Annotated in this window: 16 protein-coding genes; 4 read left to right on the forward strand and 12 right to left on the reverse strand. The window is 52.7% G+C overall.

What is annotated here, in order from left to right:
* Positions 1 to 18 precede the first annotated feature (18 nt).
* A complete protein-coding gene (locus OGY15_RS09005) occupies positions 19 to 765 on the forward strand; it encodes a GntR family transcriptional regulator (RefSeq protein ID WP_151219797.1) in 747 nt (248 codons plus the stop codon).
* On the opposite strand, the gene OGY15_RS09010 is transcribed toward OGY15_RS09005, so the two are convergent.
* The 3 genes from OGY15_RS09010 to OGY15_RS09020 are packed head-to-tail and all read right to left on the reverse strand — an operon-like array spanning position 739 to position 3,979.
* Complete coding sequence (locus OGY15_RS09010; RefSeq protein ID WP_151219796.1) at positions 739 to 1,704, reverse strand: PfkB family carbohydrate kinase; 966 nt, start codon at positions 1,702 to 1,704, stop codon at positions 739 to 741. The genes OGY15_RS09005 and OGY15_RS09010 overlap by 27 nt on opposite strands.
* Positions 1,701 to 2,705 (reverse strand): ADP-ribosylglycohydrolase family protein, encoded by a 1,005-nt coding sequence (locus OGY15_RS09015; RefSeq protein WP_252837756.1) that lies wholly within the window; start codon positions 2,703 to 2,705, stop codon positions 1,701 to 1,703. The genes OGY15_RS09010 and OGY15_RS09015 overlap by 4 nt, the downstream gene beginning before the upstream one ends.
* Positions 2,702 to 3,979, reverse strand: coding sequence for a nucleoside permease (locus OGY15_RS09020; RefSeq protein WP_187253390.1), 1,278 nt, complete (start codon positions 3,977 to 3,979; stop codon positions 2,702 to 2,704). The genes OGY15_RS09015 and OGY15_RS09020 overlap by 4 nt, the downstream gene beginning before the upstream one ends.
* Positions 3,980 to 4,231: 252 nt before the next feature.
* Between OGY15_RS09020 and fbaB the strand changes: the two genes are divergently transcribed.
* A complete protein-coding gene (gene fbaB / locus OGY15_RS09025) occupies positions 4,232 to 5,284 on the forward strand; it encodes a class I fructose-bisphosphate aldolase (RefSeq protein WP_016153672.1) in 1,053 nt (350 codons plus the stop codon).
* 22 nt (positions 5,285 to 5,306) lie between these two features.
* Here fbaB and yegS read toward each other — a convergent pair whose 3' ends face one another.
* From yegS to OGY15_RS09060, 7 genes are all read right to left on the reverse strand, one after another.
* Positions 5,307 to 6,206 carry a lipid kinase YegS gene (yegS, locus tag OGY15_RS09030; protein WP_151219794.1) on the reverse strand — a complete coding sequence of 300 codons (900 nt, stop codon included), beginning with the start codon at positions 6,204 to 6,206 and terminating at the stop codon, positions 5,307 to 5,309.
* A gap of 131 nt (positions 6,207 to 6,337) precedes the next feature.
* Positions 6,338 to 7,069, reverse strand: coding sequence for an arginine ABC transporter substrate-binding protein ArtJ (artJ, locus tag OGY15_RS09035; protein ID WP_151219793.1), 732 nt, complete (start codon positions 7,067 to 7,069; stop codon positions 6,338 to 6,340).
* Positions 7,070 to 7,249: 180 nt separating this feature from the next.
* Positions 7,250 to 7,918, reverse strand: a complete 669-nt coding sequence (gene artM / locus OGY15_RS09040) for an arginine ABC transporter permease ArtM (RefSeq protein ID WP_151219792.1) — start codon at positions 7,916 to 7,918, stop codon at positions 7,250 to 7,252.
* A complete protein-coding gene (artQ, locus tag OGY15_RS09045) occupies positions 7,918 to 8,634 on the reverse strand; it encodes an arginine ABC transporter permease ArtQ (RefSeq protein ID WP_016153668.1) in 717 nt (238 codons plus the stop codon). Before artQ ends, artM begins: the two co-directional genes overlap by 1 nt.
* Positions 8,635 to 8,640: 6 nt before the next feature.
* Positions 8,641 to 9,372 carry an arginine ABC transporter substrate-binding protein ArtI gene (gene artI / locus OGY15_RS09050; RefSeq protein ID WP_187253389.1) on the reverse strand — a complete coding sequence of 244 codons (732 nt, stop codon included), beginning with the start codon at positions 9,370 to 9,372 and terminating at the stop codon, positions 8,641 to 8,643.
* A 16-nt stretch (positions 9,373 to 9,388) separates the two neighbouring features.
* Positions 9,389 to 10,117, reverse strand: a complete 729-nt coding sequence (gene artP / locus OGY15_RS09055) for an arginine ABC transporter ATP-binding protein ArtP (protein ID WP_003027295.1) — start codon at positions 10,115 to 10,117, stop codon at positions 9,389 to 9,391.
* A gap of 226 nt (positions 10,118 to 10,343) precedes the next feature.
* Positions 10,344 to 10,859, reverse strand: coding sequence for a lipoprotein (locus tag OGY15_RS09060; protein ID WP_151219791.1), 516 nt, complete (start codon positions 10,857 to 10,859; stop codon positions 10,344 to 10,346).
* 126 nt (positions 10,860 to 10,985) lie between these two features.
* On the opposite strand from OGY15_RS09060, the gene OGY15_RS09065 reads away from it, so the two are divergent.
* Positions 10,986 to 11,309, forward strand: a complete 324-nt coding sequence (locus OGY15_RS09065; RefSeq protein ID WP_001160725.1) for a heavy metal-binding domain-containing protein — start codon at positions 10,986 to 10,988, stop codon at positions 11,307 to 11,309.
* Positions 11,306 to 12,136: an N-acetylmuramoyl-L-alanine amidase gene (locus tag OGY15_RS09070; RefSeq protein ID WP_187253388.1), complete on the forward strand. Its 831-nt coding sequence runs from the start codon at positions 11,306 to 11,308 to the stop codon at positions 12,134 to 12,136. Before OGY15_RS09065 ends, OGY15_RS09070 begins: the two co-directional genes overlap by 4 nt.
* Here the strand turns inward: OGY15_RS09070 and OGY15_RS09075 are convergent.
* Together OGY15_RS09075 and OGY15_RS09080 are read right to left on the reverse strand one after the other, a co-directional pair.
* A complete protein-coding gene (locus OGY15_RS09075; protein ID WP_115643591.1) occupies positions 12,133 to 13,146 on the reverse strand; it encodes a 3-beta-hydroxysteroid dehydrogenase in 1,014 nt (337 codons plus the stop codon). The two genes, OGY15_RS09070 and OGY15_RS09075, sit on opposite strands and share 4 nt — an antisense overlap.
* 97 nt (positions 13,147 to 13,243) lie before the next feature.
* Positions 13,244 to 14,674 (reverse strand): SDR family oxidoreductase, encoded by a 1,431-nt coding sequence (locus OGY15_RS09080; RefSeq protein ID WP_151219789.1) that lies wholly within the window; start codon positions 14,672 to 14,674, stop codon positions 13,244 to 13,246.
* Position 14,675 lies beyond the last annotated feature (1 nt).

The raw sequence follows: 14,675 nt of genomic DNA on the forward strand, positions 1-14,675 counted from the left end.
GGCTGCAGGAAAAGATAAATGGAACAAGCGCATACCCAGCTTATCGCGCAACTGAATGAGCGCATTTCAGCGGCTGATAACACACCGCTGTATCTGAAGTTTGCCCAAACGGTGAAAAACGCTGTGCGCAGCGGGGTTCTGGAGCATGGGAATATCCTGCCGGGCGAGCGCGATCTCAGTCAGTTGACCGGCGTTTCGCGAATTACGGTGCGTAAGGCGATGCAGGCCCTGGAAGAAGAAGGCGTAGTGACGCGTGCCCGTGGTTATGGGACACAGATCAACAACATTTTCGAGTATTCGCTCAAAGAGGCGCGTGGTTTTTCCCAGCAGGTGGTGTTGCGCGGTAAAAAACCAGATACGTTGTGGGTCAACAAGCGCATTGTGCCCTGCCCGGAAGAGGTGGCCCAGCATCTGGCGGTTGCCGTAGGGAGTGACGTCTTTCTGCTCAAGCGCATTCGCTATGTAGATGAAGACGCGGTTTCTATTGAAGAATCATGGGTTCCTGTCCATCTAATCCATGATGTCGATGCCATCGGCGTTTCACTGTATGACTATTTTCGCAGCCAGCATATCTTCCCGCAGCGCACGCGCTCACGCGTCAGCGCCCGAATGCCTGACGCAGAGTTTCAGGCACATATCCAAATGGACAGCAAAGTGCCGGTACTGGTGATCAAGCAGGTAGCGCTTGACCAACAGCAACGGCCCATTGAATACAGCATCAGCTACTGTCGAAGCGATCTATACGTCTTTGTGTGCGAGGAGTAGCGCCTCGCGCGAGGGTGCGCAATCGCCGCCGCGATGCCCGACTACCCAGGACGCTACCGCGTTACCCAGCAGTACGGCTTCCGCCAGCGTCCAGCCAGATGCCAGCCCGGCCAGCATGCCGCCAGCATGGCTGTCACCTGCACCAATGGTATCAACAACCGTCGTCGCAAATGCCGGTACGCAACCGGATGTCTGCGCGCTGAAATACCACGCACCGTCTTTATCGTGACGGACCACCACCGGCGCGGCGAAACGTCGTACCCACTCTGCGCCAAAACCTTCTACATCCTGACTCAATGCAAACCGCTCGGCGGCAATTTCCGCCTCCTGACGATTAAGTGATACCAGCGGGCGGCAGGCCATAATGCGGGTCATCAAGGCCTCGGAAATGTCACCTATACGTGGTCCAAAATCGATAAATGGCATCACTTCATCCAGACCTTCCAGCCACTGCACCAGCAGTTCACCGCATCCAGAGGCTAACTGATAGCCCGAAAGATAAACCAGGCTGTGGCGAGGGATATCAAGCTGCGCCAGCCAGTCTGCATTCCATTGATTCTCAACGCCGCTAAAGGACATAAAGGTACGTTCACCATCAGGCTCCACTAGTGCCAGGCACCAGCCGTTATCGCCTTCAGCATTGTCGATTAAACTTTGCAGTCCCTCTTTTGCCATCCGGTTGCGGATAATATCGGCCCATACCCCCTGACCCAGCGGTAACGCATTACTGGCGTCGATACCTAAACGTTTGAGCGCTACGGCAATATTGAGCGCACAGCCGCCAACGTTCACCCCTTGCTGTTTGAGTTCAATGTCACATCCGCGCCAGGGAAGGGCATACGCATCGGCAATGACATCAATCACCGCCGCGCCTACCACCGTCACCGGCCGCTGTGTGCGTAACTGTGGGAGAAGTTGTTGCAGACGCGTGGTGCTCATAGCGCCTCCCGTTGCTCGCGCAGTCGCAGTAATCCGCTGGCGTAGCGCATAAAGTCCAGCTGATTTACCGCATCGAGCTCATGTTTCAGGGCCGGGTTAATCGCGTTTATGCCGTGCAGCGCGCCACAAATGGCGGTTGCCATTGCCCCGATGGTGTCAGTATCGCCCCCCAGATTCGCACACAGAATGGCGCAGCGGTTGGGATCGGTCTGCGCCAGTTCGACCATGGCGATGGCGCAAGGCACGGATTCAATGGTGCTGGTTCCGGCTCCCACCACCTGATACAGCTGCTCGCAGGCGGACTCAATGCCGTCGGCATTACGGACGATTTTCAGTGCCAGCTCAAGGCGTGCCGAGAGCGAGGCGCTAAAGGTGGTGATCCTTTTTTGCTGGGCATGCCGGGCAATGGCAGGCAGCGCGTCGACAATCTCTGACCATTTTTCGCCATCAATGGCGCGTGATACCGCCCATGCGACCACGACCGCACCGGCCACCGCCAGATCCGATTTATGCGTCGGGCTGGAGGCCAATGCTACATCATCAATAAACGCATCAAGACAGCGGGCGGGCAGCAGGCAACCCAGCGGTGAAACGCGCATTGCCGCCCCGTTGGTCACACCATTATTCTCCAGTTCGGCGACAAGTTTGCCGTCGCGAATGGCTTTGAGTGCAATTTTTGAGGTCGGGCCGAGCACGTTTTTATTAAAGGCATCAAAACGCTCTGCCCAGGCCAGAATATTGCGGCCAATAACATCGGGTACAATCTCTCCATCGCACTCAAGCAGGGCATCTGCCAGGCATAGTGCCATAGACGTATCATCAGTAAACTCTGCCTGGTTAAAGTAGCAGGCGGCATTATTTTCAGCCGGACCAGGCAAAAAACTGTCGATCCAACCGAAATGGGCTTTAACCCGGGTTCTTGGCCACAGTTCCGATGGCATGCCCATCGCATCCCCTAACGCCTGCCCATAAAGAGCTCCGAGAATACGTTCTGCTTTCATTTTACTTCCCCTTGTTTCAATGCTACATCGCGATCATCCACCGTAATGGCGGTGATTTCTCCATCTGATTCGCGAAAGAAAATCATAAACAGCACGGCAATAATGGCGATCATGATCGCGCCAAATCCCCACATGCCGGCCCAGTTAAAGGTAAGACCATTAACTGGCTCCTTGTAAGCAAACATTTTTTCCATCATTACGCCGCCCAGACGGTATCCGAGCAGGCTGCCGAATCCCTGACAGCAGAGGGTGATAAGCCCTTGCGCTGCGGTGCGCATATGTACCGGCGCTTTTTTGTCGACATAGATGTAGGCCGTGACATAGTAGAAGTCGTAACTGACGCCATGAAGCAGAATGCCGAGAAATAGCAGGGCATAAGTGAAATATTCTTCCGCGCCGCCGTAAACGAAAAATCCGTAGCGGATAGCTGCAGTAATAAGACCAAGCAGTAATACCTTTTTAATGCCAAAGCGTTTGGTGAAAAACGGCAGCGCCAGCATAAAGAAGATTTCAGAGAATTGGCCCAGTGTCATCCAACCGGTGGCGTTTTTCATCCCGACTTCCGTCAGGTAACCGTTGGCGAAGATGTAATAGAACGCCAGCGGCATCGCAAACAGGAAAGAGCAAAAGAAAAAGACGAGGAAGTTCTTATCCCGCAGCAGGATCAGCGCATCCAGACCCAACATGACTTTGAAATCCATTTTGCCGGTGCTTTTCGGCGGTGTATCCGGCAAAAAGAACGCAAAGACGCCCAACAGTGCTGAGCTTCCGGCAGTAATAAGCAGAGGAATATTGGTGGGTGAGATGTCGCTATAGCCAAGCATTTGCGGTAAGAAACCGCAGGCTAAACCTGAAGCAATCCAACCAATGGTGCCCATCACGCGGATACGCGGGAAATCACGTTCAACGTCCGGGACGTTGGCAAAAGCAATGCTGTTGGTCAGCGCAATCGTCGGCATATAGGTCAGCGAATAGGCAAGTAACAGCGGGAAAAAACCGGCGAAGGTGGTTTGTTGTGCGGCGAAGTACATCAAAACAGCGCCGACGAACATCAACACCGCAAGGACTTTTTGTGCGGAGAAAAAACGGTCAGTGACAGAGCCGACCAGGATGGGTGACAGGATCGCGGCTATCGCGGTACAGGCGTAAGACCAGCCGATCTCCCCGGCGCTAAAGCCACTTTTACTCAGCCATAGCCACAGCGGTACAAACCAGGCGCCCCAGATAAACCACTCTACAAACATCATGAACGACAGCTTAACTGTAGTTTTCATCTTTAAATCCTTCATGACAGGTAAGGTACGCATTGATAGTACCATTTTATAATACCTTTAAAATACCTTTGTGGTCTAAATTTGACCGCCTTAACATTATTTCCTCCTGAATCGAGCCAGCAGAAGTTGCTGAAATGTGCGCTAAAGATGGAAAAAAAGGGCAGTCGGTACCAGGCTTATTGCTGCCCGCAACAAAGCGGGTCAGGACAATCCACATTCCGGTTTCAAATCGGAAATTACGGGAGCATAGCTATGACTGATATTGCGCAGTTGCTTGGCAAAGACGCCGACAACCTTTTACAGCATCGTTGTATGACCATTCCTTCTGACCAACTTTACCTGCCCGGACATGATTACGTCGATCGCGTGATGGTGGATAACAACCGTCCGCCAGCCGTGCTGCGTAATATGCAGACGCTGTATAACACGGGGCGACTGGCCGGGACAGGTTATCTGTCGATTCTACCGGTGGACCAGGGCGTGGAGCACTCCGCTGGGGCATCATTTGCGGCTAACCCGCTGTACTTTGATCCGAAGAATATTGTGGAGCTGGCTATTGAAGCAGGGTGTAACTGTGTGGCGTCGACCTATGGCGTGCTGGCTTCTGTTTCCCGTCGCTACGCGCACCGCATTCCGTTCCTCGTGAAGATTAACCACAACGAAACGCTGAGCTACCCTAATACGTTCGATCAGACGCTGTATGCCAGCGTAGAACAGGCGTTCAATATGGGCGCGGTAGCGGTAGGGGCAACCATCTATTTCGGTTCAGAAGAGTCCCGTCGCCAGATTGAGGAGATTTCTGCCGCGTTCGAGCGTGCTCATGAGCTGGGGATGGTCACCGTACTGTGGGCGTACCTGCGTAACTCAGCGTTTAAGAAAGACGGCGTGGATTACCATGTTTCTGCCGATCTCACCGGGCAGGCAAACCATCTGGCGGCCACTATTGGGGCGGATATTGTTAAGCAGAAAATGGCGGAAAACAACGGCGGGTATAAAGCGGTTAACTTTGGCTACACCGACGATCGCGTCTACAGTAAGCTGACCAGCGACAACCCAATTGACCTGGTGCGTTATCAACTGGCGAACTGCTATATGGGGCGTGCCGGGTTGATTAACTCCGGCGGCGCGGCTGGCGGCGAAACCGATCTCAGTGATGCGGTACGTACGGCAGTGATTAACAAACGAGCAGGCGGCATGGGGCTGATTCTTGGACGCAAAGCATTCAAGAAAACCATGGCCGACGGCGTTAAGCTGATTAACGCCGTGCAGGATGTTTATCTGGACAGCAAAGTCACTATCGCCTGATTCCAGCCGGGATGTTGTCGTGTTAGCGCAACAGTGGACAACCCGGCGGCAGTCTGCAACGTAACGCCGCGGGCAGGATTTCAATATGAAACTCCTGTCCGCTGAGCGGTTCGCCATCGAGATTAAAGGTAATTTCGTGTGGGGCGCGGATATCAAACCATGATGATGCGCCCTCGATGATGTTAGGGTTGTCTTCGGATTGTGTTAACGCCGAAAGTAGCCCTGGCAACAGTTCTTCGCCGGTAAAAATGCGCAGTTGCAGCAGACCATCGTTGATCAGCGCCGTCGGGCAAAGCTGTTGCCCACCACCAGCCTGACGACCATTACCGATACCAATCACCAGCGCCTTACCCTGCCAGTGAAAATCTTCTCCACGGATATCGCAGACGTCGGGTTTGAGCGTATCCATGCGCATTAATCCGTGGATAAAGTATGATACGCCACCCAACGCAGCCTTGAGTTTTTCTGGTGTCTCGGTAGTGATGCGTGTGCCGAAGCCGCCGGTCGCCATGTTGATAAAACAGGTTTTATCATTGACCTGCACCATATCGATCGCCGTCGCATTTGCGGCGATAGCCAGCTTTAATGCCTTATCAATGTCGTCGGGTATACCTACGCTGGTGGCAAAGTCATTTGCCGTTCCCAACGGTAAAATACCCAGCGCCGGTATATTGCCGCCCTGCGACTGGATAAGCGCCGTCGAGACTTCGTTTATTGTGCCGTCGCCGCCGCCGGCAATCACCGTTTCAACGCCCAACTGACGAGCTTCATCAACGTAGCGTTGGGCGTCACCTTTTTCCCAGGTAACGCGAACATGGATTTCCACGCCCTCATCACGCAACTGTGTAATAGCGTTACGCAGGGGAAGATTATCAGCACTTTTTCCATTGAGGATCAGTAAACTGGCAGGGAATGCTATCATCCTTTTGCCTCACTTTTTTTCGTTTTAACAAGTGTATGCCAGGAATGCATTTATGGCGTAAGAACTGACTGAAAGCGCAGGCAAAGAGATAAAAAAAGCCGCAGAGAGCGGCTTTTCAGATTGGACAGACGTTACTGGGGGAACCACTGATCGCTGATTTTCTGGTAGGTGCCGTCCGCTTTGATGGCCGCCAGCGCGCTGTTTAGTTTTTCCAGCAGGGCTTTGTTATCCGGGCGAACCGCGATGCCAAGGCCTGTTCCGAAGTATTGTGGGTCGGTCACTTTGTCAGTGGCTACGCCTAACTGCGGATTGGTTTTCAGCCACTCGTTAACCACGGCGGTATCGCCAAATACGCCATCAATACGACCATTTTTCAGGTCGATAATCGCATTCTGATAGCTATCGTAGGCCACGGTTTTCACCTCAGGATGCTTGTCCTGCAGGTATTTCTGGTGCGTGGTGCCGTTTTCCATACCGATGCGTTTACCTTTCAGGTCGGCAAAGGTTTTATAGGTGTCTTTTTTCGCAATCACCAGCGCGGAGTTGGCATAGTAAGGCTGAGTAAATGCAACCTGCTTGCTACGCTCAGGCGTAATATCCATTCCGGAAATTACCGCATCATATTTCTTAAATTTCAGCGCGGGAATCAGGCTGTCGAAAGCGTGATTGGTGAAAGTACAGTCAGCCTGCATTTGTTTGCACAGCGCCGTTGCCAGGTCGATGTCAAAACCGACAATTTTATTGCTGGCGTCCAGCGACTCAAATGGCGGGTAAGTCGCTGATACACCGAAATTAATTTTATCAGCAGCTGAGGCGCCAGCGGCGAAAGTAGCAAGTAATGCAGCCAGTACTAACTTTTTCATGGTGGAACTCCCGTCTGTCTATCTTATGATTATTTACCGTGTCTGCGGCGTGGACTAACAATGCCATTTAATGAATTTATATGCAATAAAAATGATTAAATATTTTTATTGGCGTAAAAAAAGACGGGCTGTTGTGAGACTTGCCCGTCTTGTGTTTTTAGGTTTATGCAGTTATTTCGCTTAATTACGATGTTCAAACGCCAGTGCTTTACGTTCAATTAAGCGCATCATCAGCGTCAGCAAGCCGTTAACGATCAGATAAATCACGCCAGCCGCGCCGAAAACCATCACGTCATAAGTACGACCGTACAGCAGCTGGCTATAGCCCATCACTTCCATCAGCGTGATGGTGTATGCCAGTGAAGTACTTTTAAACACCAGCACCACTTCGTTGGAATACGAAGATAGGGCGCGTTTAAAGGCGTACGGCAGCAGAATCGCCAGCGTATCCTTCTTGCTCATCCCCAACGCACTGCAGGATTGCCACTGGCCTTCCGGGATTGCACGGATAGCGCCATAGAACAGCTGGGTGGTATAGGCCGCACTGTTTAACGACAGGGCAATTAAAGCGCACAGCCACGGTTCAGAGAGCAGATGCCATAGAACCGGATACTCCTGCAACGTCGGAAACTGCCCTGGCCCGTAGTAGATCAGGAATATTTGCACCAGCAGCGGTGTACCGGTAAACAACGTGATATAGGCGCGAACCAGCCAGACCACGATCGGCGTCTTAAGCGTCAGGATGACAGTGAAAATCAGCGCCAGCACCAGAGCAACTACGATGGAGGCGACCGTCAGCGTCAGACTGGTATGCAGCCCTTTTAACAATTCAGGTAAATACTCAAGCATCAGCCCGGTCTCCGCTCAAAACGTGTCGCGCGCAGGTCAATGCGTTTGAGAATGTACTGACTCACCAGCGTAATCACCAGGTAAATAGCCGCCGCCACAATGTACCAGGTAAATGGCTCCTGGGTACGCGTGGCGATACTCTTGGTTTGCAGCATCAGATCGTTGACGCTGATAAGGCTGACCAGCGCAGTATCTTTCAGCAATACCAGCCACTGGTTTCCCAGTCCCGGCAGCGCGTGACGCCACATCTGCGGCATCACCAGACGAAAGAAGATTGCAGCTTTAGACAAACCTAACGCCTGACCTGACTCCCATTGCCCGAGTGGTACGGCCTTGAGCGCGCCACGCAGCGTTTGCGACGCGTAAGCGGCATACAGCAATGACAGTGCAATGACACCGCACAGGAATGGACTGACGTCGAAGTTTTCGATCTGCATCTGCACCGGGATTTGTACAAAACCGAGATTGATCGTAAAGCCATCGGCCAGCGTCAGCAGCAGCTGTGAGGAGCCGAAATAGATAAACAGAACCACCAGAATTTCCGGCAGACCGCGCAGGATGGTGACCAGGGCAGAACCCGTCCATGCCACCGGGCGCCATTTTACTGACTCCCAGACGGCAAAAAACATGGCGAGCGCGAGGCCGATGATCAGCGCACAAACGGCAAGGCCGACGGTCATCCCGGCGGCGCTTGCTAAAGGAAAAAATTCATTCATCAAATATTACTTCTGGAACCATTTGTTGTAGATGGTCTCGTAAGTCCCATCTTTTTTCACTTTTTCCAGCGCAGCGTTAAATTTCTGCTGCAGCTCGGTATTGCCCTGGCGCACAGCGATGCCCAGACCGGTGCCGAAGTAATCTTTATCCGTGACTTTGTCGCCAACCGCGGCCAGTTTTGGATTGTCTTTCAGCCATTCAGTCACTACAGCGGTATCACCAAAGACGCCGTCAATACGCCCGTTTTGCAGATCGAGTTTGGCATTCTGGTAGCTGTCATACGGCACGGTGGTCACTTCCGGATGTTTATCCATGATGAATTTCTGGTGCGTAGTACCGTTTTGAACACCAACTTTTTTGCCTTTCAGCTGATCAATGCTGGTGTATTTACCCTGTTGGCCAACAAACAGCGCAGAGTTGTCGTAATACGGAGTGGTGAACAAAACCTGTTTTTCACGTTCAGGCGTGATGTCCATGCCGGCCATTACCGCGTCAAAACGGCGGAATTTCAGGCTCGGGATCAGGCTGTCGAAGGCCTGATTGGTGAAGGTACAGGTAGCGTCAATCTCTTTACACAGCGCATTCGCCAGATCAACGTCAAACCCTACGATCTTGTTGTTAGCATCGATCGATTCAAACGGAGGATAAGACGCTTCGGTGGCGAAACGAATGGTTTGGGCTGCGGTAGCGGAAAGGCTAAAACTTGCGATTAGCGCGGCAATCAGAACTTTTTTCATTGTATTGTCCCGAATCTTAGTGAGAAAGATAGTTTTTAAACGCTTCGGTTTGCGGGTTGGCAAAGCAGCTCGCATCCCCAAACTCGACGATATGACCGTTTTCCATGTACACCACACGGCTGGCCGTTTTACGAGCAACTTCCACTTCGTGGGTGACGATCACCTGAGTAATATTGGTTTCCGCCAGTTCACGAATGATGCTGACGATTTGGGCGGTAATTTCCGGATCAAGCGCTGCGGTAGGCTCATCAAACAGCAGCACCTGCGGTTCCATCATCAACGCGCGGGCAATGGCGACACGCTGTTGCTGACCACCGGAGAGATGCAGCGGATAGCGATCGCTGTATGGCTTAAGGCGCAGACGTTCCAGCAGTTTCTCGGCACGCGCCATCGCTTGCTCTTTTGTCAGACCCAGTACGCGGCAGGGCGCTTCAATCAGGTTCTGCACCACCGTGAGATGCGGCCAAAGATTATATTGCTGAAAGACCATGCCGACGTTTTGACGCAGATCCCGAATGGCTTTATCTGACGGGGTTTTTGTGAAGTCGAAACGGTTACCTGCAATAGAGAGCGTGCCCGAGCGCGGCATCTCAAGCAGGTTGAGTACGCGCAGTAGCGAGCTTTTCCCGGCTCCACTTGGGCCAAGTAACACCAGTGTTTCACCCTGAGGGCAATCCAGCGTGATATCGAACAGCGCCTGATGTGCGCCGTAGAAGCAGTTAATGCCGTTTAATTGAATACTCATTGACACTCGATACTGGCAGTCTGATAGCTATTGAAGCCGCAGATACTACCTTTGACAGAATAGTTATGCAATATTTATGCGTTAAAAGTTAAATGCAAACCGCATTCTTATCTAAACATAGCACAAAATAGCGGGGCTACCAGCGGGCAAGAATAATTGTCTGGCATTCTATGCAGAATGCCAGACAATTAATGGGGGTTATGATTTGGGTGAGTAAATGGGGCGATTAACGGTTTTCGACAGACTGGCGCAGCGTCCCGGCTGGCGCGTGTACGCTGCCGCCCAAATAGCGGACATCATCAATGACCCAGCACTGGCCCTCACGGATCATCAGCACTTCATCACGCCAGCTTTGATCGCCTTGTTTAAGTTCTACGCGTAGCGGGATGTTGCGTGCATCACTATTCGGAATAGTTGATGCGCTGGCGACGCTGGCACTGTCCGGAAGTGTGGCGCGGCTGGAGAACGGATCGCTGTTAAACAGAGCGCGATGCGCGTTATCGCGACTGGCATCGTTCAGCAGTTTAGCCAGGTTGTCACTAAGGTATGGACGAAGTGGGGTAAGATCATTGTTTCGATGCTGAATACGGTAATCATAGAATTGTTGAGCCACGCTGTCTGGCCCACCTTCTACGCATGAACCACTACGTGCGCCGTTATCTTTATAAACCGGCGTCACGGTAGTACAGGCGCTGAGAAGGAGTGCACAGGGGACCAGCAGAGAGAGTTTCGAGTAGCGCATAATGATTTCCTTATTAGCTTTCTACTATTAGTGTTCTACGTTGATAGAATATATCCTTTCAATGATAGTGGATCGGTTCGATAATGCTTTTGAGATCGTGCTCTTAGCGCAAAAAGGAGATTAAACATGCAGTTTTCGACTACCCCTACGCTGGAAGGGCAAAGCATCGTGGAATACTGCGGTGTTGTTACCGGTGAAGCCATTCTAGGCGCGAATATCTTCCGCGATTTCTTTGCTGGCATCCGCGATATTGTCGGCGGTCGCTCCGGCGCGTATGAAAAAGAGCTGCGAAAAGCGCGCGAAATTGCTTTTCAGGAGCTTGGTGAACAGGCTAAAGCGCTGGGTGCTGATGCCGTTGTCGGTATCGATATCGATTACGAAACCGTGGGCAAAGACGGCAGTATGCTGATGGTGAGCGTCAGCGGCACTGCGGTGAAAACCCGCCGATGAAGCGTCTGCTGTATCTACTGGCATTTACGCTGCTGCTGGTGGGGTGCGCTGGCGAAAAAGGCATTGTCGACAAAGAAGGGTATCAGTTAGACACCCGCCGTCAGGCGCAGGCTGCTTACCCGCGCATTAAAGTGCTGGTTATCCATTACACGGCGGATGATTTTGATTCTTCTCTGGCTACGCTGACGGATAAAAACGTCAGTTCGCACTATCTGATCCCGGCTGTGCCGCCGCTCTACCACGGAAAACCGCGCATCTGGCAACTGGTCCCCGAACAAGATCTGGCCTGGCATGCGGGGATTAGCTTCTGGCGCGGCGCTACGCGCATCAACGATACCTCAATTGGCATTGAGCTGGAAAACCGCGGCTGGCAAAAATCGGCAGGGATAAAATATTTTGCGCCGTTTGAGCCTGCGCAGATTCAGGCGCTGATCCCATTAGCGAAAGATATTATCGCCCGCTACGACATCAAACCGCAGAACGTGGTAGCCCATGCGGACATCGCCCCGCAACGAAAGGACGATCCCGGACCGCTTTTCCCATGGAAAGTGCTGGCCGAACAGGGCATTGGCGCGTGGCCGGACCCTCAGCGTGTGGCATTTTATCTTGCCGGGCGAGCGCCTCACACGCCGGTAGCAACCGAATCTTTGCTCGATCTGCTGTCGCGTTACGGCTATGAGATAAAATCTGATATGACGCCGCGTGAACAGCAGCGGGTGATTATGGCCTTCCAGATGCACTTCCGCCCGACGTTGTGGAACGGCGTGGCGGATGCAGAAACTCAGGCGATTGCCGAAGCGTTACTGGAGAAATACGGGCAGGGCTAACGCGGCAGCTTACCGTGGTCACGTAACCAGGCCGCGGTACGTTCAATTCCTGCATCCAGCGTCACAATGGGCTGATAACCCAACTCTTCCTGAGCGCGGGTAGTATCCAGGGTAAAATCAAAATTTAGCTTCGAGACGCCGTAATGCGTCAGTTTTGGCTCTTTTGCCGATTTATTGCCTAAACGCTCCATGCTGCGGGCAATCATGTCCAGCATCGGGTAGGGAACGGAGCGGATCCGACAATCAATATTCAGCTCGTCGATGAGCTTCTGCACAATGCTGCGCAGAGTGCGATGCTCGCCGTTGGTAATGTTGTACGCGCGACCTGACGGCAGCTTATCGCAGGCTTGCTGACTTGCCAGCCACATCGCGTGCACCGCATTTTCGTAGTAGGTCATATCCACCAGTGCACTTCCGCCGTGCGGCAACAGGATGCTGCCATAGTGGTACATCATATGGGCCAGACGGGGAATGAATACTTTATCGTGAGGTCCGAACAGACTTTGCGGACGCAATACCGTAAAACGGGTCTGCGGGTTGGCCTGTGCCAGCAACGCGATCACGTCTTCGCCAGCCGCTTTGCTGCGGGCAAATTCATTGGCGAAGCGGTGGGGACGAAAGTCCTCTTTGATATCGCGATGGTGGTGATAATCAAAATAGAGCGACGGCGAGGAGATATGAATGAAGTTACGAACGCCCCAGGCCACTGCCCACTCGCCCAGCCGGCGAGTTGCGCGGACGTTGGCCAGATCGAAGGCTTCCTGAGTTCCCCACGGTGAGGTAAAACTGGAGCAGTGCCACAGCGTGTCAATGCCGGCAAGCATCACTTTTGCCTGCGAGGAAACCAGCTCGGTCAAATCGGCATGCACAAATTCTGCGCCCATTTTCTCCAGCAGCTTGCCCATCGCTTCGTTGCGACCGGTCGCTCTGACGCTGACGCCTCTGCTACATAAGAACTCAACCGCGTTTCGGCCTAAGCCGCTGGTGGCTCCGGTAACCAGTACCTTCATATCAATCCACTGTGTTTAAAAAACGTCGTGCGCATTCTTCCGTGAATTACGTCTGTATGCAATGGGAAACATGAAAGAATACAGTCTCTTTTTCGCATTAGTCTGTGATTTGTTCTGCAAGTTTGGCAATACGCTTCGCCATACCTCTGAAAATAAACAGATGGGCTGGAATCATCAACAACCAGTAGAAGAGACCTGGCATGCCGTGTGGATGCCACCAGGCGCGTACATCAATGCGTCGGTGATCGCCTTTATCTTCCAGCGTGAAGCTCAGGCGACCCAAACCTGGCGCTTTCATTCCAAACAGCAGCGTCAGCTGTTTCTCGGGTTCAACAATGATAACTTTCCAGCTATCGACAGTATCGCCAACTTGTAACAGCGGGTGTTGCGGTCGGCCTTTAGCGAGCTTATGGCCGACCAACAGATCTAACGCCGCACGCGTTTTCCATAAAATATTGCCAAAGAAGTAGCCTTCTTTGCCGCCAAGTCGATTCACGACCTGCCACAGCGCTTTTTTGCTGGCGGAGGTTTCGACGCTAAAGCCAGCCTGTTTGGCGAAATAGCCATATTCAGGACGCCAGCGGGCAAACGCCTGCGCGTCGTAACCCCAGTCGCTGGAGTTGACCAGCTTTTCCTCTTCCTTCAACGTGCTGCGCACTGCGTCATCAAAGGCAATCAGCTTTTGCGGGATCAACGCACGTAATTCGGTGTCATCGGCCAACAGGTCGTGTTTTAAGCCCTGGATCAGTGCTTTTGCCGTGGTCGGCGGCACCGACGTAATGACGTTTAAAAACCAAACCGAAATCCAGCGGGTAGGAAAGGGAATGGGGATCAGCAGGCGATGTTTTCCGCTGACCGCCATAAAATGTTCGAACTGTTCCTGATAGCTCAACACCTGCGGTCCGGCGGCTTCGAGTACGCGGTTATGTTGTGTGGGATGATCCAACAGCGCCACCAGGTAATACATCAAATTCTCCAGCGCGATAGGTGTTGTTCGCGAACGCACCCAACGTGGAGGAGTGAGAACCGGCAGATTGTAGACCATGTCGCGCATCACTTCAAAGGCAGCAGAACCTGCCCCCACGATAATGCCCGCACGCAATTCCGTCATTGGCACGCCTGATTCACGCAGAGTATCTGCGGTTATCTGTCGCGCACGCAGATGATCGGATTGTTCATGCCGGGGAGCCTGTAATGAGCTCAGGAAAATAAGCTGTTTGATTGGTGTATTACGCAGTGCATCGCGGACGTTCATCGCCACCTGACGTTCGTGGGCGATAAAATCACCGCCTTCACCCATGCCATGGACCAGGTAATAAACCGTATCAACACCCGCCAGCAGCGGGGGGAGGTTATCTGGCCAATTCAAATCGACCTTATGGCAACTGACGTTGGCCAGTTGCTGCTTTTCCAGTCGTTCAATGCGACGTGCCGCAGCCAACACCTGATGCCCTTGCTGACTGAGCGCCTGTACCAAATGCTGACCAATGTAGCCACTGGCGCCAAGAACCAAAATCCGTTGCGGCACG

The organism is Citrobacter sp. Cu231, assembly GCF_030332265.1.
Lineage (GTDB): Bacteria > Pseudomonadota > Gammaproteobacteria > Enterobacterales > Enterobacteriaceae > Citrobacter > Citrobacter meridianamericanus.

What these genes read in the sequence shown, in the direction of transcription:
- OGY15_RS09005 (WP_151219797.1), top strand. Translation starts at nt 19, where the DNA reads ATGGAACAAGCGCATACCCAGCTTATCGCGCAACTGAATGAGCGCATT.
- OGY15_RS09010 (WP_151219796.1), bottom strand. Translation starts at nt 1,704, where the DNA reads ATGAGCACCACGCGTCTGCAACAACTTCTCCCACAGTTACGCACACAG.
- OGY15_RS09015 (WP_252837756.1), bottom strand. Translation starts at nt 2,705, where the DNA reads ATGAAAGCAGAACGTATTCTCGGAGCTCTTTATGGGCAGGCGTTAGGG.
- OGY15_RS09020 (WP_187253390.1), bottom strand. Translation starts at nt 3,979, where the DNA reads ATGAAAACTACAGTTAAGCTGTCGTTCATGATGTTTGTAGAGTGGTTT.
- fbaB (WP_016153672.1), top strand. Translation starts at nt 4,232, where the DNA reads ATGACTGATATTGCGCAGTTGCTTGGCAAAGACGCCGACAACCTTTTA.
- yegS (WP_151219794.1), bottom strand. Translation starts at nt 6,206, where the DNA reads ATGATAGCATTCCCTGCCAGTTTACTGATCCTCAATGGAAAAAGTGCT.
- artJ (WP_151219793.1), bottom strand. Translation starts at nt 7,069, where the DNA reads ATGAAAAAGTTAGTACTGGCTGCATTACTTGCTACTTTCGCCGCTGGC.
- artM (WP_151219792.1), bottom strand. Translation starts at nt 7,918, where the DNA reads ATGCTTGAGTATTTACCTGAATTGTTAAAAGGGCTGCATACCAGTCTG.
- artQ (WP_016153668.1), bottom strand. Translation starts at nt 8,634, where the DNA reads ATGAATGAATTTTTTCCTTTAGCAAGCGCCGCCGGGATGACCGTCGGC.
- artI (WP_187253389.1), bottom strand. Translation starts at nt 9,372, where the DNA reads ATGAAAAAAGTTCTGATTGCCGCGCTAATCGCAAGTTTTAGCCTTTCC.
- artP (WP_003027295.1), bottom strand. Translation starts at nt 10,117, where the DNA reads ATGAGTATTCAATTAAACGGCATTAACTGCTTCTACGGCGCACATCAG.
- OGY15_RS09060 (WP_151219791.1), bottom strand. Translation starts at nt 10,859, where the DNA reads ATGCGCTACTCGAAACTCTCTCTGCTGGTCCCCTGTGCACTCCTTCTC.
- OGY15_RS09065 (WP_001160725.1), top strand. Translation starts at nt 10,986, where the DNA reads ATGCAGTTTTCGACTACCCCTACGCTGGAAGGGCAAAGCATCGTGGAA.
- OGY15_RS09070 (WP_187253388.1), top strand. Translation starts at nt 11,306, where the DNA reads ATGAAGCGTCTGCTGTATCTACTGGCATTTACGCTGCTGCTGGTGGGG.
- OGY15_RS09075 (WP_115643591.1), bottom strand. Translation starts at nt 13,146, where the DNA reads ATGAAGGTACTGGTTACCGGAGCCACCAGCGGCTTAGGCCGAAACGCG.